Genomic DNA, 19147 nt, shown 5'->3' with positions numbered 1-19147 from the left:
TTCTATTATCTCATTTTTGGGAAATTTAGGGAGTTTTTAGAGGTGCCCATATATAATAACACGCACAAGAAACGCTTTCATTTTATGATTGAATATGATATACTTAAAGAAATATGAAAGGAGATTCTTCAAAATGAAACTGAAGACATTCGTTATATCGTTAGCTACTCTCTTTATCGGAGCAAGTATCCAAACAAGCGTTTCTGCAGATACTCCTATCTATCGCCTATATAACCGACAGAATGGTGAACATCTTTATACCACTGATGTAAATGAAAAAGATGTTTTATATAACCAACATGGTTGGGGATACGAAGGTATTGGTTGGAATGCCCCTGACACTGGCACACCTGTATACAGACTTTATAATGCTGGTCTTCAAAACCATCTCTATACTAGCGACACCAATGAAGTAGCCGTTCTAACTTCTAAACATGGTTGGACTTCCGATAACAACGGACAACCTGTATTCTATTCTGGTGGTACCGTCCCAATTTACCGCGTTTATAACTTCAAACTCCGTGGGCTTCACCATTGGACAACAGACCTAAATGAGTACAATGTTCTCCCTAGTCATGGCTGGTCACAAGAAGGTGTGAAATTCTATGCGACGTCCCTAGGACAACAAATCACAACTCAGTATGCTGCACCTGTTGTCCAGACTCCTCAGACACCTGTACAAACTGAACCAGCGGCTCCATACTATCCGAATTGCTCTGCTGTTCCTGAACATTTGAAACCTATCCTATCTGGCCAACCTGGTTATGGACCACATTTAGATAGAGATAGGGATGGTCGTGCATGCGAACCGACTAGACAGTGATAGAAATTATGATAAAAAAGTTTATTAGCTGTATTTGTTTATTACTCTGTTCAGTTGCTCTCTATGCCTGCCAATCGTCTCAGGAGGCTAAAACAGAGGTTATCACCTCCACCCAGTCTATTTCCCTAGAAGAAGTGGAAGAAAAAATTGGTAAACAGGAAGATTTCTATCTATATGTCGGACGTCCAACTTGTCCTTATTGTCAAAAATTCTTTCCAAATTTAGAAAAAGCCATTCAAGATACCCAAGTCAGCGTTTACTATCTTAATACAGATGAAGAATCAAGTGAGTTAGTTAAAAATTTTGTATCGTCTCAAAATATAGAAACCGTACCTCACTTAACCTTCTATCATGATGGAGCAAAACAAGGCTATCTTGAAAAAGGAAGTCAGACTCCACTTGAAGAAATTGAACAGTTCTTGAAACAATATTAAATAGAAAATGATAGGCTTCCTTTTTGAAACCTATCATTTTTTATATACTCATCTTACAAAATATTCTCAAAATTATCGCGCACTTCTTGTGGCCACACACTGGACTGAACTTCTCCAATGTGTTTCTTACGAAGCAAGAACATGGCCAAACGGGATTGACCGATACCGCCACCGATTGAAAGCGGGAAGAGACCATTCAACAGGGCACGATGCCAATCAAATTCTAGACGGTCCTCGTCACCTGTAATAGCAACCTGGCGTTTCAGCGCTTCCTCGTCTACACGAATCCCCATCGAGGACAACTCAAAGGCTGAACCAAGTGCTTCGTTCCAAACCAAGATGTCTCCATTGAGTCCTTTGTAGCCTGCTTCTGATGGGCTTGTCCAGTCATCATAGTCTGGTGCACGTCCGTCATGTGGTTTTCCATCTGCCAGTTCTCCACCAATACCGATTAGGAAAACCGCACCGTATTCTTTGGCAACCACATTTTCACGCTCTTTTGGTGTCAAGTCTGGGAAGTTCTTCACCAAATCCTCAGTGTGGATAAAGGTGATTTTCTTAGGCAAAACAGACTCAATATCATAACGAGCTTCAACTGCAAGCTCTGTCAACCGAATGGCCTTATAGATTTGTTCGACCGTTTCCTTCAAATAAGCCAAGTTGCGACGACCATCAGGGATGACCTTTTCCCAGTCCCACTGATCCACATACACCGAGTGAATCGGATCCAAGGAATCCTCGTCAGGACGAAGGGCCTTCATGTGAACAAAGAGCCCTTCTCCTTCGTGAAATCCAAAGCGAGCCAAGGTATGACGCTTCCATTTTGCAAGCGAATGAACCACTTCATAAGTAGCATTTGGTATCAGCTTCACATTAACCGTAACCGCATTCTCCACACCGGACAAATTATCCTGCATACCATCCCCGACACGACTCAAAATCGGTCCTTGCACTTCTACGATTTCTAGCTTGTCTTTCAAATACTGAGTGAATGTATTTTTGACGAAAGAAATCTCCTCTTGCTGATGAATGAAGCTTTTCTTCATACCTTACCTCCTCGTAAATTTATACACCTTATTATACTCTTTTTTACCTACTTGTAAAGTCTTTTTATTAAATATTCTGATAATTTAATGGAGGTTTTTCACTTCGGATGTCAGTACTTCTATCACGCCCTCTGTCAAGCGTCTAGGACCACGCACCGCCCTGACTCCCAAGTCCATCATGCGCACTCTCGGCAATACATCATCAGTTAGTTGAGCAAGCAATTCCACCTGCATGAGTTGCTTTTCTGTCGGAATATCTGACTCTCCATGATTTTCCAAGTTTGCCCCCAAGACTCGACAAACATAGCGAATAGCCTGTACAGGTGCCGTGACATAAATGGCAACGAGGTCCCCGGCTTGAATAGTTGATTTTTGTGGCCAATAGACTACCTTATTTCCCGCAAATTCGGTATCAATATCATAGACCTTTGGATTGGCTGGAATAACCCAGTAATCAGGCCCTTGCTCCGCCTTGTAGGTTTTTGGTCCTACCAGATAGCGACTTTTTTCAAGGAGGGCAAACACCGTCTGGTCCTCCACCGTATCATCCAGCAAGACCGACACCCAGGTCTTCTTCGACATGTGATAGGCTGGGAAAATGCCCGACTGACTCAGCAGCTCTGCTATTTCCCGACCATCGACCTTGAGATTGACAATCTCCACCTCTTCTTTAGACCCGCTCCCATCCAGCTTGTCCCTCGGAATCTGACTGACCAGGGCGTACCACTTGTTATTAGAAGGATGACGAAAAGCCCCATAAGTCGGCAACTTGGCAAAGGGATAGTCAGGAAGGTCGCCCCACTGCTCCTTGATGAGCTGGGCTATGCGGTTGGTTTGGTCCTTGGAAAATGGCAGAGCGATACAACAAGCCTCCTCTACTCGAGCCAAAATGGACTGATAAGCCTCACGTACCTGCCCAACAAAAGCCCCAGCTGGCGCAGACACCAGATGAGCGGTATAGACCTCCTCCATCTCACAATCCCAAACATAGGACGACAGCTGACCAGCCTCATCGACTTCCACCACCGCCTCAAACTGCCCCTCCATGAAGACCTCACGGTAGGTGTAACGATTGTTGGAGAAAATGAAACCGAAAGGGATGAGAGAGGGGAGGTGGATTTGGTAAGAATTAGTTTTGTTCATAAATGCCTTTCACTAAATAATTAATCCCACTCACCAAGGAGTACCTCTTTCAAAAATTTTTTAGGAATCCAAAATGAGTGTTTCGTTATTCTTCTACCATCTGGCAATTTGTCAGTATCTGATAATTTTCCCTTACCAACAAATTCATTAGGTCTAATTTCGTAGTAGGTATTTTGAGCATGAATTTTTGTAAATAAAATTGTATTTAATTTACTTTGAGGAAAGTTTGTCGAGACTTTATTACCGTTTAGCTTCAGTTCAACTCCATCTCGAATAATGTTTCGTGTTTCATTCCAAACTCGTTGAACCTCTGGAATTAACCTTTCTGGAAATCCCCAAAACTTTATACCATCTAACACAAATAACTTATCTGATACTTCTCTAAAGATAACAAATAGAAATCGCTTATTACATATCTCCAAATAAGGATGAGATTCCTCCCAAACATCGTTACTAGCCAATTCTTCAAATTGATAAGTTTTAAAAGGAGAATCCTCTTTAGGCAATCCATTTTTATCAACACGAATAACTCGTAGATTCATGTTGGCTTTTTGAAATTCTTGTGTCTTATCAAGGTCACCAGTTAGTCCCAAAATATTTTTAATTAAGGTACTATTTTTTCCTTTTGCTTTAGGATTCACTTCAAATCGACTATATAATTCTTCCTCAGAAAATCCTTGATAGACTAATATTTTATCAGCAATAACCTGTGTAAAAGATTTTTTCTCACCTCTGGCAGTTGCTAATATACTTTCTTGATCAACTTGATTAAATATCTTGTGATTAATCAAGTAGGTCATATAGCTAGATTTTAATTCCCAAGCCCTTTGTTTTGCTAGAGTATCACTAAACGGCTGGATACGAAAATCTTTTCCTTTTCCTGCACCTTTTGTACAGGTAGACAAGTAGTTTCCATCTGATTCGGAAAGTTCATGGGCTTTACCTTGCTTAATCTTTTCTACAATGCGATTATAATCCTCAAGGATAACCTCCATATCCTCTTCAAACCATTCATACAAGAAGACTTTTTCAATGATATAATCTGACATGGTCTGCCCTGGAATGAGACCATTGTAAAACAGTAAAAGTATTTTAGAACATTTTTGCCATAGATGAGTGGAGTAAAAGTCATCTAGATTTTCCTCCATATAGTTTAATATTGTTAAAACTAATCGCTCTTTTGCACTAATTGTTCCATTCTTGTTCACTTTAAAAGGCGTTACTTTTAATTCCACTCCAACCTTATCAAAGTCAGCGGCAGAATCACTATTGGGCTGATAACCATAGAAATACTTTTCTATGTAATTGCCATATTGCCCCTTAGATTTCATACTGATTTCTTTATCAACAATTTCTGAGATTGTCCCATCTTGAAAATCTCGATAAGTTTTATATGGCGAAACCTGGTATTCCGCAATAATTTCACCAAGTGACCTATCTAATAAATGTTGAGAATAATCAAGAATACTTTGAATGTCTGTTTCATCATAATTGAATAAGTGTTTTTCCATATTAAATTTCCTACTAAATTCCTATAGCTCTATTATATCAAATAAAAATCCTTGATCGAAATTGTTTTTTACGTTATAATAGATAGTATTAAATGAACTTGAGGAGAAAAAATGAATATTCTCGAACTCTTTGCCGGTGTAGGCGGTTTTCGCATCGGTCTTGAAAATGCTGACAAAGATTACTTCCAAACTAAATGGGCAAATCAATGGGAGCCTTCTCGAAAATCACAGGATGCTTTTGAAGTTTATGACTTGCACTTTCCAGATAGCGAAAACATAAATATTAGTATCTCAGAAATTTCTGACGAAAAGTTTGCTGAGATGAATCCAGAAATGATTGTTGGTGGTTTTCCATGCCAAGACTATTCTGTCGCTCGCAGTAAAAAGAACGAACAGGGAATTGAAGGAAAAAAAGGAGTTCTCTTTTGGGAAATTATCCGTGCTACTCGTATCACCAAACCCAAGTATCTTATTTTGGAAAATGTTGACCGTCTATTAAAAGCACCATCCAAACAAAGAGGGCGTGACTTTGCCATTATGTTGACAGCATTTAACAATCTTGGTTACTCGGTTGAATGGCGAGTTATCAATGCTGCCGAATACGGACGAAGCCAACGCCGTCGTCGTGTATTCTTCTTTGTTTATCGAAATGATACTACTTTTGCAAAAAGACTTGACGAACAATTTGAAAACACTGAAACTGTGTTTAACGAAAATCGCTACAACGAGTATCTATTCCATTCAGGTTTGTTTGCTACTCAGTTCCCAATTAAATCAACACCAATAAAAAATCGCCAAGTCTACTACGAATTGGCGAATGATATTGTTGAAGTATCAGACAATTTCACAGGTACAGTTTGGAATACAGGTGTCATGAGGCATGGCAAGTACTATTCTGTCGAAACTCATTGTAACTATAAAGGTCAACCAATCACTCTTGGAGAAATCTTACAAGATGAGAAAGATGTGCCTGAGAAATACTTTTTGACAGACCCCGCTAAACTAGAAAAATTCCAATATCTCCGAGGTCCTAAAAAAATCGAAAGAACTTCGGCAGACGGTCACACCTATACCTATTCCGAAGGTGGAATGTCGCCAACCGATGACCTAAATCTACCTGGACGAACTATGTTGACTTCCGAAGGTACTGTCAATCGCTCTACTCACTTTATCAATGTAAACAATCGCTATCGTTTGATAACTCCAGTAGAGGCGGAACGCTTGCAGGACTTTCCAGACGATTGGACAAAGCAGAAAAAATTAGCAGATGGCTCCATTGTAGAGGTATCGGATAAAATGCGTATGTTCTTTATGGGAAATGCCCTCGTAACTGAAATAGTGAAACAGATTGGAGAATATATAAAAACACTCGACTAAAACTATTTTAGTTGAGTGTTTTTATACTATATATAGCATAAAAGCAAAACATACACACTACATATTGTGTTTTTGTGCATATATAAACCTTGACAAATACGTAAAAAAATATATACTAATAAATAAGGAAGGTCAGTAGACCTCATCTACTGACCTGAGAAAGAATGTGAGAAAATTTTAACACTATTCTTAATATGAACAAAACAATTGTAACATTTTTGTAACAAAATGTAAACTCTCCTCATATTCAATCTCTCTCCTTAAAAACAACCATTATATTTTTGGAGGAAAATATTGAATACAAATTCAAATAAATTAATAGACTTACCACATAAAGACATTGACTTTCTAAATATAGATACAACTAGAGATACCAAACTATTTCTAGATTCTACTAAGCTATTCTCAACGAAACTTGATAAAATTTTTCAAAATGCATCTTTAAAAGTAGAAAGTTTTTTCCAAGAGGCTCTTAGACTTTATAAGTCTAAACAATTCGATGACCTTGAAGAGTTATTTAATCACTCTCAAGAATGCAACCAAACACACCTAGGACACTCAAAAGGTGCCTCTAGAGGGACCGGAGCTTCAAAAAAAATGCTAATGAAATTTTTTGAACAAGTTGTCAACTCTGATAGTGATTCCCAAAAAAGATTGATGTCCTTAACAGCAATGACTATTTTATCCCCACGATTTGCAGAAGATCGTTCCTCAGATCTCCTAACTAATATTCTAAAAAAAGAAATAATAGAATATACTCTCAAACAGGCAAAAATTCACAATATCCAAATCATTGAAGATAACAAATCTTTCGGCTATTATTGGGATGACGAAGAATTAAAATGGATGAAAATCTCTTCGTTCTACATTCTAGGGAAAGATAATAAACCATTGTTATTGTTACCGAAACAAATTATTTCAAAAAAATATTATTTTACCGTTGAGAAATTTGTAAAAATAATTATCTTCCCAATTTATCGAGAGAAATTCGCTGGTCAGCTTGGAATATATAAAAATGGCAACAATAAACCAATTTCAGATAAATATCTAATTCAGAAATTAATTAGAGAAGCTTATGAAAGCAATAAATGGAAGGAATTTGCAAATGATGAATTGGCAAAGAACCCTCGACTAATTATTAATTTCTATGACAGAGAGATTCATAACATAGAATCCTCGGTTCGTCAATTGTCAGATGATGAATTAGATGATCTAACCAAATAGTCAATTACAAAGTAGAATAGTGTTAAAAAATTATTAGAAAAGCAGGGCTTAGAAGTATTCCAAGCTCTGCTTTTCACTCTTACATCACCCTCATTTTACCCCCAACTCCTCGTACATCCTCTCACTTGATAGATCATTCTGACCGTTCAAGAGGAGATTTTCAAAGAAGGCGGTTAAAAAGGCTGAGCGTTTATTGACTAACTTAGCATTGTCAAGTACAAGGGCATCTCGAAAGTATTTGGCATGTTTTTGAAAAGGTTCGTTGTCAATGTCGAAACCAAGTGAGCGAAGGTATTTGATGAGAAATACTGTGATTGTTCTAGTGTTCCCTTCTCGGAATGGGTGGATTTGCCAAATTCCTGAAATAAAGGATTGGATATGGGCAACAATGGCTTTTTTATCTAATCCAGCATAAGAAAAATCCCTTTCTTGCTGGAAATCATAGTCCAAAGTGGCAACAATCAAGGGAAAATCTGAATAAATCACAGTGTCCCCCTTTAAAACTGGCTCGTTTTTTGTAATGTTAACCGTTCGATACTCACCAATTGGAACACTGCTATCAAAAATATCCTGAAAGAGCTCTTTGTGGATATGTAAGAGAGTGGTTGGTCGGAGGCTAAAACCATTTTGAGAAAGCATTTCAACAATTCGGAGAGAGACGATATCTGCTTCTTGCGTACTGGCATCAGTTGACTGGTGGTATTTCGTAATTTCCTCGTACACCTGCTCATAGGTGTACTCTCCACGAGCTTGCCTATCCGCCAACTCCTCCATATAAACAGACGGAGTCAACCCATCCACTTTTTGAAGACCAAAACCAGTTTCCCAGAGTTCTTGCTTGGCTTCGTAGGAAAGATTGGGATTATCAATGTTGTAAGTTGGTTGCATAGACTCCTCCTGTTTGAATTTCTAGCCTTATTATACCACAAAACCCAGCCTTTTTAGGCTGGGCATTTGTTTAATCTAGTGTGGCTAAAATCAGCTTGAGACTAGGAAACGACACCGCAGACAGTACTTGAGTACGGCAAGGTGAGTTGACGCAGTATCAAGTGATGTTAGACCACTAGACCAGTTTCTTCATCTCTTCAATCCGCCCTACTGTCGCATCATATTTTGCTTGGTAGTCGGCTTGTTTTTCTTTTTCTTTTTCAACGACTTCTGGTTTGGCGTTGGCGATGAAGCGTTCGTTGCTGAGTTTTTTGCCGACCATGTCTAGTTCTTTTTGCCATTTGGCTAGTTCTTTGTCTAGTCGAGCTAACTCTTCTTCGACGTTGAGGAGGTCGGCGAGTGGCAAGAAGATTTCAGCACCGGTGATAACGGCTGACATAGCTAGTTCTGGTGCAGCAATGCTTGAACTGATTTCCAACTGTTCTGGATTGGTAAAGCGTCGGATGTAGTTTTCATTTGCCTTGAAGAAGGTTTCAAGCTCGCTATCTGCCGTCTTAATCAAAATGGTAATCGGCTTAGATGGCGCAACATTCACTTCTGCTCTGCTATTTCGCACCGAACGGATCAAGTCCTTAAGGCTCTCCACTCCCTTGTGGGCTTCCGCATTTTCAAAGGCTGGGTTGACCACAGGGTAGGCCGCCACCACAATAGAGCCCTCTGCATACTGGGCGAAGATTTCTTCCGTCACAAACGGCATGATTGGGTGGAGGAGGCGAAGGATTTGGTCCAGCGTGTAGAGAAGGACAGAGCGGGTCATGACTTTCTCAGCCTCGTTATCGCTGTAAAGGACCTCCTTGGTCAGCTCGACATACCAGTTGGCGAACTCTTCCCAGATGAAGTTGTAGAGGATGTGACCAGCCACACCAAACTCGAACTTGTCGAAGTTTTCAGTAACCTTGGCAATGGTTTCGTTAAGGTTGTGGAGAATCCAGCGGTCCGTCACGTTGCCAGCCTCACCAGCTGCGACTTTGGCGACATTCTCACGCGCCGCATCCAAGGTCAAGCCTTCATTGTTCATGAGGATGTAGCGGGAAATATTCCAAATCTTGTTAATGAAGTTCCAAGAAGCATCCATCTTCTCATAAGAGAAACGAACATCTTGACCAGGAGCAGAGCCGTTTGACAAGAACCAACGCAAAGCGTCCGCACCGTATTTCTCGATGACATCCATCGGGTCAATCCCGTTTCCAAGCGACTTAGACATCTTGCGACCTTCTTCGTCACGAATCAAACCATGGATCAGCACGTTCTTGAATGGCTGACGGCCTGTGAACTCAAGCGATTGGAAAATCATTCGTGACACCCAGAAGAAGATGATGTCGTAGCCCGTTACCAAGGTTGAAGTTGGGAAGTAACGCTGGAAGTCCGCCGCGTTTTCGTCAGGCCAGCCCATTGTTGAGAATGGCCAGAGGGCAGAGCTGAACCAGGTATCTAGGACATCCTCATCCTGTACCCAACCGTCACCTGCTGGAGCCTCTTCTCCGACGTACATTTCGCCAGATTCATTATACCATGCTGGAATCTGATGACCCCACCAAAGCTGACGCGAGATAACCCAGTCATGTACATTCTCCATCCATTGTAGGAAGGTATCGTTGAAACGTGGTGGGTAAAATTCTACCTTATCAGCTGTGTCTTGGTTGGCAATGGCATTCTTAGCCAACTGGTCCATCTTGACAAACCATTGGGTTGACAAGCGTGGCTCGACTACAACACCTGTACGCTCCGAGTGACCAACTGAATGAACACGGTTTTCGATTTCCACAAGGGCACCCAGTTCTTGCAACTTAGCAACCGTTGCCTTACGAGCTTCAAAACGGTCCATACCTGCAAATTCGCCTGCGAGCTCGTTCATGGTACCGTCATCGTTCATAACATTAACTTGTGGTAGATTGTGGCGTTGACCGACGAGGAAGTCATTTGGATCGTGGGCAGGAGTGATTTTCACAACCCCTGTACCAAATTCAGGATCTGCATGCTCATCCGCAACGATCGGGATAGGCTTGTTGACGATTGGCAGGATAACGTTTTTACCAATCAAGTCCTTGTAACGTGGGTCTTCTGGGTTAACCGCCACCGCCACGTCACCGAACATGGTTTCAGGACGAGTTGTCGCAACTTGAAGGGCACGAGAACCATCTTCCAACATGTAATTCATGTGGTAGAAGGCACCTTCTACGTCCTTGTGGATAACTTCGATGTCAGAAAGAGCTGTGCGAGCTGCTGGGTCCCAGTTGATGATAAATTCACCACGGTAGATCCAGCCTTTTTTGTAGAGTTCTACAAAGACCTTGCGAACGGCTTTTGACAAGCCTTCGTCCAGAGTGAAGCGGTCACGTTGGTAGTCCAAAGACAGACCCAACTTGCCCCATTGCTCACGAATGGTCGCTGCGTACTCATCCTTCCATTCCCAAACTTTGTCGAGGAATTTTTCGCGGCCCAAGTCATAACGGGTCACACCTTGCTCCCGCAAGCGCTCCTCAACCTTAGCCTGTGTGGCAATCCCCGCATGGTCCATACCTGGAAGCCAAAGGGTGTCAAAGCCCTGCATCCGCTTTTGACGGATGATAATATCTTGAAGGGTGGTATCCCAAGCGTGTCCTAAGTGCAACTTACCGGTTACGTTTGGCGGTGGAATGACGATAGAATAGGGCTTAGCCTCCGCATCGCCTGACGGCTTAAAGACATCTTGGTCCAACCACGTTTGGTAACGACCAGCCTCAACCTCGGCTGGATTGTATTTTGGTGATAATTCTTTTGACATTATTTTTTCTCCTTTAGTATTCTTTAAGAAAATTGGTTTATACTATCCTCAAGCTAGAAATAGCCCAATTCTTTTTCATATAATCTCCTAGAAATAGTCAGTCCCTTGGACTGGCTATTTCGTTTGTTCTTGCTCAAGTTCCTCCATTTTTTGAATAATTAGTTGAGCTACGTCATTGGCAGAAAGATGAGTATTATTAATTTTGAGATAATGCTGAATGCCCTCTGGAATGCCTAATGAGGTATATTGACATGTATCAGCTGTAGAGAGAATCTCAGCCTCTGAAACTTCAATGTGTCGTTTCAAAGGTTTATGGGTAAGTCGATTTTCTGTCCGATTACGCCGCAGACGTTCTTCCAAAGCAGTTTCCAACTCAACAAATAAAATTTCCTGACCATGATGATGAAAAATCGTCTGAACAGTTGTAAGGAATTGAACCTCTATGAGATTTTTAAAATTAATCAAGGCAGTTCCGATTAGTGGGCGGCCTGACCTAGCAAACACATCATAAACAGCAAATGTAATACGTGTATTGAGGTCAAACATATCCTCAGAAAATTCAGGAATAAAACGTAGGCTAAAATCAATCGAATCGTGATTATGAAAGAGGGTCATCCCTGTCAATTTCGCAACTTCCTGCCCAACGGTCATCTTGCCAGAAGCTTGTGCTCCAATAATAATTAGATTCATCTTGCCTCCCCCACCAACTCAATCTTAATCCCATCTGGGTCTTCCAAATAGAGGGCGTAGTGGTCTGGTCCTCCTGCGTGGGGATAGCGGTCGTCGTAGAGAAGTTTGACTCGTCTGGTCAAAAATTCCTTCCGCCATTGGTCAACATCATCAGGTGTTCCCGCATGAAAGGCTAGATGATTGAGACCTATACGGCAACGGTGATAACCTGCCTCTAGGAAGTCCTCTGGCGTTTGGACAAAGACCAGGTACTGCTCTGCTTTTTTGTAAGATAGCCCTTCCTCCCACTCCTGATAGAGCGAGTATCCCAGCTTGGTCAGGAGAAAGTCGTAAAATGCACGCGAGGTTTCTAAATTAGAAACGTAAATTTCAACATGATGTAGCATATTTCTCCTTTCCAAATGAAAATCCCTGCCTAGACTTGCTAGACAGGGACGAAGTTATTCCGCGGTACCACCCTTGTTCAGATACATTATCTGCACTTTGCGTATTCGATTCACATCATCAGCAACCAGTTTTGACATTTGTGCGGATTTCTCAGTACCACCGCTTCCTGTGACAAATGGGCTCAAAACACCTCTGAATGGCTTTATTGTAACAAATTGTACCTTGAAAAGCAAGGGATTTAAGCTTTCAACTCAATCCCTTTTTCCGTCAACTGCTTGATGGTAGCAGGCCCGATGCCTTTAAGAGCCAAGAGCTCTTTTTCTGTATGGTTTGCAAAGTCAGACACAGATTTGATACCTGCTTCATAAAAGGTTTCCAAACGCGCTGCCGCAATGCCTTCCAACTCAGGAAGTGCCAAAAAGTCTTCCAATGAAGTCGCTGAAGAAGTCACCTCTGTGGCAACTTCTTTCACTTGTTCCACAGCATGCTCTACTACAGCCTCAGCCTTGTGAGCAACTGTCTCTACTACCTCTGCAGCTCTTTCAAGACCTACACGACCCGCACGTTTCAAGTCTGCCAACTGTTTTTTCAATTGTTTTTTTCGATTTACTTTCTTTTTTCCCATTTTTCATCTCTCTCCCGTCTGATTAATAATGCCTTTGACCAAACAACTCATCTGGTAAATCATGAAAACCTTTGCCAGCATGGTAGTTGGCAAATTTCCCTTGAATGAATCGATAGGCATCCAGCTTGCTCTCATAACGAATATAAGCATCCGCTGCCCGCTCATCCTTGTCTTCCTCCAAGACACGACGACTTTCTTCAACCGCCATCTCGTTTACCATGACCTGAGTGTTGACCCAAGCCTCAAATTCTTTTAAAAATTCTGCTTCTTTTGTCATAGGATTCCTCTTTTGTGCTTGAATAAGCATACTGACTTATTATACCACATTTTTGGCAAAAGAAAAGCCCTAACTCCTGAGTTAGTGCCAATTCCCTCCCTCCTGCCATTTTCTGATTTTTTTTGAAAAGAAAAAGACTGCCTAAGCAAAATCTTTTCTAAATTAATCTGCACGAATGACTTCCACACGGTAGCCATCTGGATCTGTCACAAAATAATAACGACCTGGACTTCCTGGCAAGCCCTTGATGTCTGTCGTTGGATAGCCCAGCTCCTTATGCTTAGCATTATCACCTTCTAAATCATCTGAAGAAAGAGCTAGATGCGAGAAACCGTCGCCTACGATATAGGGACCATGATCATAATTGTAGGTCAATTCAATCTCAAAGTCATCTCCTTCAAGTGCTAAGTAAACCAAGGTAAACTTGTGCTCTGGATAGTCCTTGCGACGGGTTTCTTTAAAGCCAAACCCTTCTTCATAGAACTTTTGCGATGCTTCTAAATTCTCAACACGCAAACAAGCGTGCAACATTTTTTTACTTGCCATAATAAATTCCTCCTACCATTTAATACCACCAGTATACCATACTCTCTATGAAAAATCTGATATTCAAAACTAAAAAAGCCTGAGCGAACTCAGGCCTTAAATGAATTATGCTTCCAAGTAGTACTCTTTCACAATGTTCAAGTTTTCATCCAATTCGAAAACAAGTGGTGGGAAGTTTGGAATTTCCACATCCATGATTTCGTCATCAGACAATTGTTTGATGTGTTTTACAAGGGCACGGATTGAGTTACCGTGTGCACCTACGAATACGTTTTTACCATCTTTCAATGCTGGAGCAATTTTATCTTCCCAGAATGGAAGGGCACGCTCAAGCGTTACTTTCAAGTTTTCTGCATCTGGAATAACTGAATCATCAAGGTGTGCATAGCGACGGTCAGTGTGTGCTGAATACTCATGATCTTTAGCCATTTCTGGTGGCAAAGTATCATAAGAACGACGCCAGATGTGAACTTGCTCATCACCAAATTCAGCAGCTGCTTCAGCTTTGTTCAAGCCAGTCAAACCACCGTAGTGACGTTCGTTCAAACGCCATGATTTTTCAACTGGTACCCACAATTGATCTGCAGCTTCAAGAGCCAAGTTTGTAGTCTTGATAGCACGTTTCAATACAGATGTGAAAGCAAGATCAAATTCGATACCTGCTTCTTTGATCAATTTACCTGCATCGATTGCTTGTTGTGTACCTTTTTCAGACAAATCAACATCAGCCCAACCAGTGAAAAGGTTAGCTTTGTTCCATTCAGACTCACCATGGCGAGCAAAAACCAATTTTACCATTTATGGATTCTCCTTTAAATTTTGAGGTTCCCCTCTTATACTTCTCTATTTTACACGAAAAGGTAAAAAAATGCCAGCCTTTCCATAATCTGTGTACGCTTTCATTACTCTTTCATGTAAATTCAGTCTCTAGACCTATCTTTCTTCTTAGAAAAAATACAAAATAATGGTATAATAGTAAGGCTGAACACGACAGTTCAAAACGATACCACTATAGGAGTTATCATGAAAAAAGTAGCTATCGTGTCTGCCTATCGTTCTGCTATCGGCAGCTTCGGAGGCAGTCTGAAAGATATTGAAATCGCTGATTTAGGGGCGCAAGTCCTCGAAACAGCCTTAGCTAATAAAAACATCCCTGCAGACAGCGTTGATGAAGTTATCTTCGGAAATGTTCTTTCAGCAGGACAAGGACAAAATATTGCACGTCAAATTGCTATTCGTGCAGGCATTCCTCAGACAGCCTCTGCCTATGCAGTCAATAAAGTCTGTGGTTCCGGTCTCAAATCAGTCCTTCTTGCCACACAATCAATCCTTCTCGGTGACAATGATGTAGTTGTGGCTGGGGGCATTGAAATCATGAGCCAGGCACCTTATCTATCTAAAACTAGCCGGTTTGGTAGTAAATTTGGTCATATTACTCTAGAAGATTCTATGCTGACAGACGGTCTAACAGATGCTTTCAACAACTATCACATGGGCATTACTGCAGAAAATGTTGCTGAACACTATCAAGTCAGTCGCGCAGAGCAAGATGCTTTTACATACAGTAGCCAAGAGAAGGCTGCGAAAGCTATTGCTGAGGGAAGATTTGTTGACGAAATTGTTCCTATTAGATTAAAAAATCGGAAAGGCGAAACTATTTTTGCCACAGATGAGTACCCTCGTCTGACGCCAATTGAAAAATTGGCAACACTCCGTCCAGCTTTCAAAAAAGATGGAACCGTCACCGCAGCCAATGCTTCTGGCATCAACGACGGCTGTGCTGTCTTGGTACTCATGTCTGATGAAAAAGCCAGTGAGCTAAATATCCTGCCACTTGCCTATATTGAGGCCTATGCAACAAGCGGTTTAGATCCCGCATTGATGGGGCTTGGACCTATTACTGCTAGCCAAAAAGCGCTACAAAAACTGAATAAAACAGTCGAGGATATCGATCTATTCGAACTCAACGAGGCATTTGCAGCTCAATCAATTCCAGTTGTCAAACAACTCGGCATTGATCCTGCAAAAGTCAATGTCAATGGTGGTGCTATCGCCCTTGGACATCCAATCGGAGCTAGTGGTAGTCGAATCCTAGTCACTCTGATTCACGAATTAATCAAGCAAGAAAAAGAGCTTGGTCTTTGCTCACTTTGTATCGGAGGCGGTCAAGGCATCTCCCTAATCGTTTCCAATGCGCAAACAAGTTAACCTATCATTTGTACACAAAGGATATATTATGAACATCGGTATTGATAAAATCGGATTTGCGGCACCCGATTATGTTTTAGATTTGGCTGATTTAGCCCAAGCCCGCAATGTGGACCCAAATAAATTTCTGATTGGACTTCTCCAATCAGAAATGGCTGTAACTCCTGTCACTCAAGATATTATCAGTCTTGGGGCAAAGGCTGCCGAAGCCATTCTGACAGAAGAAGATAAACAAACCATTAACATGGTTATTGTCGGTACAGAATCTAGCGTAGATCAAAGTAAGGCTGCTGCCGTCACCATTCATGGATTACTCGGTATTCAGCCCTTCGCTCGCTCCATCGAGATGAAGGAGGCTTGTTACGGTGCAACGGCTGGACTAAGTCTTGCCAAAAGCCATATCGCTCAATTCCCAGAATCAAAAGTCCTAGTCATTGCTAGTGATATTGCAAAATATGGAGTCGCTTCTGGCGGTGAACCTACCCAAGGTGCTGGGGCAGTTGCCATGTTGGTAACCGCAAACCCACGAATTTTGGTCCTCAACAATGATAATGTCTGCCAGACACGTGACATCTACGACTTCTGGCGTCCCAACTACGACAAATATCCACGTGTTGATGGTAAATTTTCGACTGAACAGTACACCGATTGCTTGACGACAACTTTCGACTACTATCAACAAAAAACAGGCAAAACCCTCAACGATTTTGCTGCCATGTGCTTACATATCCCTTTCTCCAAACAAGGTCTTAAAGGATTGCAAGCTATTGCTCAGGATGAAGAAACTCTTAGTCGCTTGACAGAACGTTTCCAGGAAGCTATCGTCTATAATAAAGTCGTCGGCAACATCTACACTGGCTCTATCTTCCTCTCTCTTCTTTCCCTTTTGGAAAATAGCAGAGCGTTAGAGACAGGGGATCAAATCCTCTTTTATAGCTATGGTAGCGGCGCTGTCTGTGAAATTTTCAGCGGTCAACTCGTTGAAGGTTATCGCGACCACTTACAAGAAAATCGTTTAGAACAACTCAATCAACGTACAAAACTCAGCGTTAAGGAATACGAACTAGTCTTCTTTGAAGAAATTACCCTTGATGAAACTGGTTCATCCCTTGACCTACCAGAAGATCAAAGTCCCTTTGCCCTTATCAAAGTGGACAATCACAAACATATCTATCGTAAATATAGTCGAATGAATTAGCTTTCAGACAAGGAACTGAGGTGCAGGTAGCTAGAAATAAGGGAGCGGGAAAGAACTCGACTGGTCAAAAAAAGAGTTCGTCAACAAGTCTTTATTTCTAGTTGTTGAGCTGAAACAGTCTATTCCCAGACTGTTTCACTCCCCCCCATAGCTCCAAAGGTTCGGGGAACCTTTGGAGGTTGGAGATATAGCGAACGAAGTTCGCAACAGTCGTTAAGTCAGAGTAGTGACTGTTCTAGGTTGGAAATGAAGCGAACTCTGTTCGCATCAGTCGTAATGGTCAGATTTGGAGTGTAAAACACGAATTGCTGAGATTTGCTTCGCAAATCTTATCTCCAACCTTTAACAGTCCACTGGACTGTTAAACCCAATCAACCACTGCGCTGAGATGTTGACACGAACCCTGAGAAGCGAGGTTGGTCTTTTTGCCCAGCCTCACTTTCGCAGAGTACGGCAAGCCGAAAGTGACGATGTATCAAGCTAATTCAAATGACTATAAAAGCCAAAACGGCGCCCTTTGGCTCTCACCAAGGGGCGCTTTCCTATAGAAAGAGGAACCTATGTCAACTTTTTCCGGATTTTATAAAAAATCACGCCAAGAGCGCATTGATATTCTCCGTCAGAATCGTTCCCTATCCGAAGATAGCTTAGACATTCTATACAAAGACGAAAACCTGCCAGAAGCAATTGCGGGAAAGATGGCAGAAAATCATCTAGGAACGTTTTCCTTACCTTTTTCTGTACTTCCAGAACTTCTAGTGGATGGACAAACTTATTCTGTACCGATGGTTACTGAAGAACCTTCTGTGGTTGCAGCTGCATCTTTCGGAGCCAAAATCATCGCTAAATCTGGCGGTTTTACAACGACTATTCACAACCGTATCATGATTGGACAAGTTGCCCTCTACGATATTTCAGACCATAGCAGAGCGAAACAGGCGATTCTTGACCAGAAGGAGAGTATTTTAGAAACTGCCAATCAAGCGCACCCTTCCATTGTCAAACGAGGGGGCGGTGCAAGAGAATTGACTGTTGAGAGTAAGGATGAGTTTTTGATTGTCTATCTTCAGGTTGATGTACAAGAAGCCATGGGAGCCAATATCCTCAATAACATGTTAGAAGCTGTTAAGGATGACTTAGAAGAGCTCAGCAAGGGACAGGCTTTGATGGGAATCCTCTCCAACTATGCAACGGAGTCACTGGTCACCGCCCAATGCCATATTGCCATCCCTAGTCTGGCTACCAGCTCTGCCATTGCTCAAGAAACTGCTCAAAAAATAGCCCTGGCAAGCAAGCTGGCACAAGTGGACCCTTATCGTGCTGCGACACATAACAAAGGGATTTTTAATGGTATAGATGCTGTCGTTATCGCTACAGGAAATGACTGGCGGGCAGTCGAAGCCGGGGCCCATGCTTATGCCAGCCGTGATGGGCAATACAAGGGGCTTTCTACTTGGTCCATTGATGGCGAGCACTTGGTCGGCTCCATCACCCTACCTCTTCCGATCGCCTCCGTCGGTGGCTCTATCGGGCTCAATCCAAAGGTAGCAGTCGCTTTTGACCTTCTCCAACAACCAAAGGCACGCCAATTAGCTTCTATCATCGCTTCTGTCGGTCTCTGTCAGAACTTTGCTGCCCTGCGTGCTCTTGTTACTTCAGGGATTCAGGCTGGTCACATGAAGCTCCACGCAAAATCCCTAGCGCTACTTGCTGGCGCCGAGGAGCATGAAGTAGACCAACTAGCCCAACTCCTGCGGAAAGAAAAACACACCAACCTAGAAACTGCTCAAAAATTATTGGCAAAAATGAGAGAACATTAAAAAGAGGGACTTCCTCTTTTTTAAGGCTCTATAATTTCTGTAGTGGGTAAATCCACTGTAGAGATTATGGAGCCTTTTTGAGTATATACAAAAAGTCCCATATGACCTATAATGAAAAGCAACCAC

The 19147-nt window shown here is 41.8% G+C and carries 18 protein-coding genes; 7 read left to right on the top strand and 11 right to left on the bottom strand.

The window, feature by feature from the left end:
• Positions 1-133: 133 nt before the first annotated feature.
• The gene (locus F9856_RS10050; protein ID WP_202106507.1) at positions 134-823 is read left to right on the top strand and encodes an excalibur calcium-binding domain-containing protein; all 690 of its coding nucleotides are present in this window, start codon (positions 134-136) and stop codon (positions 821-823) included.
• An 8-nt stretch (positions 824-831) separates the two neighbouring features.
• Positions 832-1257: a thioredoxin family protein gene (locus tag F9856_RS10045; protein ID WP_002943408.1), complete on the top strand. Its 426-nt coding sequence runs from the start codon at positions 832-834 to the stop codon at positions 1255-1257.
• A 53-nt stretch (positions 1258-1310) separates the two neighbouring features.
• Here F9856_RS10045 and asnA read toward each other — a convergent pair whose 3' ends face one another.
• The 3 genes from asnA to F9856_RS10030 form a co-directional block, all read right to left on the bottom strand.
• Positions 1311-2303 (bottom strand): aspartate--ammonia ligase, encoded by a 993-nt coding sequence (gene asnA, locus F9856_RS10040; RefSeq protein ID WP_172034992.1) that lies wholly within the window; start codon positions 2301-2303, stop codon positions 1311-1313.
• An 84-nt stretch (positions 2304-2387) separates the two neighbouring features.
• The gene (locus F9856_RS10035; protein ID WP_202106506.1) at positions 2388-3446 is read right to left on the bottom strand and encodes an MmcQ/YjbR family DNA-binding protein; all 1059 of its coding nucleotides are present in this window, start codon (positions 3444-3446) and stop codon (positions 2388-2390) included.
• Positions 3447-3466: 20 nt separating this feature from the next.
• A complete protein-coding gene (locus tag F9856_RS10030) occupies positions 3467-4957 on the bottom strand; it encodes a Sau3AI family type II restriction endonuclease (protein ID WP_202106505.1) in 1491 nt (496 codons plus the stop codon).
• A gap of 111 nt (positions 4958-5068) precedes the next feature.
• Between F9856_RS10030 and dcm the strand changes: the two genes are divergently transcribed.
• Positions 5069-6334 (top strand): DNA (cytosine-5-)-methyltransferase, encoded by a 1266-nt coding sequence (gene dcm / locus F9856_RS10025; RefSeq protein WP_202106504.1) that lies wholly within the window; start codon positions 5069-5071, stop codon positions 6332-6334.
• A gap of 294 nt (positions 6335-6628) precedes the next feature.
• A complete protein-coding gene (locus F9856_RS10020) occupies positions 6629-7558 on the top strand; it encodes a hypothetical protein (RefSeq protein WP_202106503.1) in 930 nt (309 codons plus the stop codon).
• A gap of 90 nt (positions 7559-7648) precedes the next feature.
• Here the strand turns inward: F9856_RS10020 and F9856_RS10015 are convergent, their stop codons facing one another.
• From F9856_RS10015 to F9856_RS09980, 8 genes are all read right to left on the bottom strand, one after another.
• A complete protein-coding gene (locus F9856_RS10015; RefSeq protein ID WP_202106502.1) occupies positions 7649-8446 on the bottom strand; it encodes a Fic family protein in 798 nt (265 codons plus the stop codon).
• 175 nt (positions 8447-8621) lie between these two features.
• Positions 8622-11270, bottom strand: a complete 2649-nt coding sequence (locus F9856_RS10010; RefSeq protein WP_202106501.1) for a valine--tRNA ligase — start codon at positions 11268-11270, stop codon at positions 8622-8624.
• A 114-nt stretch (positions 11271-11384) separates the two neighbouring features.
• On the bottom strand, positions 11385-11960 hold the full coding sequence (locus tag F9856_RS10005; protein ID WP_044677991.1) for a shikimate kinase: 576 nt from the start codon (positions 11958-11960) through the stop codon (positions 11385-11387).
• Entirely contained in the window at positions 11957-12346 is a 390-nt protein-coding gene (locus F9856_RS10000; RefSeq protein WP_202106500.1) for a VOC family protein, read from the bottom strand. Before F9856_RS10000 ends, F9856_RS10005 begins: the two co-directional genes overlap by 4 nt.
• A gap of 239 nt (positions 12347-12585) precedes the next feature.
• On the bottom strand, positions 12586-12972 hold the full coding sequence (locus F9856_RS09995; protein WP_044767449.1) for a helix-hairpin-helix domain-containing protein: 387 nt from the start codon (positions 12970-12972) through the stop codon (positions 12586-12588).
• Positions 12973-12994: 22 nt separating this feature from the next.
• The gene (locus F9856_RS09990) at positions 12995-13249 is read right to left on the bottom strand and encodes a DUF1912 family protein (protein ID WP_044767447.1); all 255 of its coding nucleotides are present in this window, start codon (positions 13247-13249) and stop codon (positions 12995-12997) included.
• 162 nt (positions 13250-13411) lie between these two features.
• Complete coding sequence (locus tag F9856_RS09985) at positions 13412-13795, bottom strand: VOC family protein (RefSeq protein WP_015647197.1); 384 nt, start codon at positions 13793-13795, stop codon at positions 13412-13414.
• A gap of 105 nt (positions 13796-13900) precedes the next feature.
• Positions 13901-14593 carry a phosphoglycerate mutase gene (locus F9856_RS09980; protein WP_024378952.1) on the bottom strand — a complete coding sequence of 231 codons (693 nt, stop codon included), beginning with the start codon at positions 14591-14593 and terminating at the stop codon, positions 13901-13903.
• Positions 14594-14818: 225 nt separating this feature from the next.
• Between F9856_RS09980 and F9856_RS09975 the strand changes: the two genes are divergently transcribed.
• The 3 genes from F9856_RS09975 to F9856_RS09965 all read left to right on the top strand — a co-directional run bounded on the left by F9856_RS09975 (position 14819) and on the right by F9856_RS09965 (position 19021).
• A complete protein-coding gene (locus F9856_RS09975) occupies positions 14819-16003 on the top strand; it encodes an acetyl-CoA C-acetyltransferase (RefSeq protein ID WP_172043221.1) in 1185 nt (394 codons plus the stop codon).
• 28 nt (positions 16004-16031) lie between these two features.
• On the top strand, positions 16032-17201 hold the full coding sequence (locus F9856_RS09970; protein WP_202106499.1) for a hydroxymethylglutaryl-CoA synthase: 1170 nt from the start codon (positions 16032-16034) through the stop codon (positions 17199-17201).
• Positions 17202-17761: 560 nt separating this feature from the next.
• Positions 17762-19021: a hydroxymethylglutaryl-CoA reductase, degradative gene (locus tag F9856_RS09965; RefSeq protein ID WP_202106498.1), complete on the top strand. Its 1260-nt coding sequence runs from the start codon at positions 17762-17764 to the stop codon at positions 19019-19021.
• Positions 19022-19147: the final 126 nt, after the last annotated feature.

The organism is Streptococcus suis (genome assembly GCF_016743335.1).
Classification (GTDB): domain Bacteria; phylum Bacillota; class Bacilli; order Lactobacillales; family Streptococcaceae; genus Streptococcus; species Streptococcus suis_Y.
The sequence above is the reverse complement of the archived record's forward strand: the minus strand, read 5'-3'. Positions and strand labels throughout refer to the sequence as shown.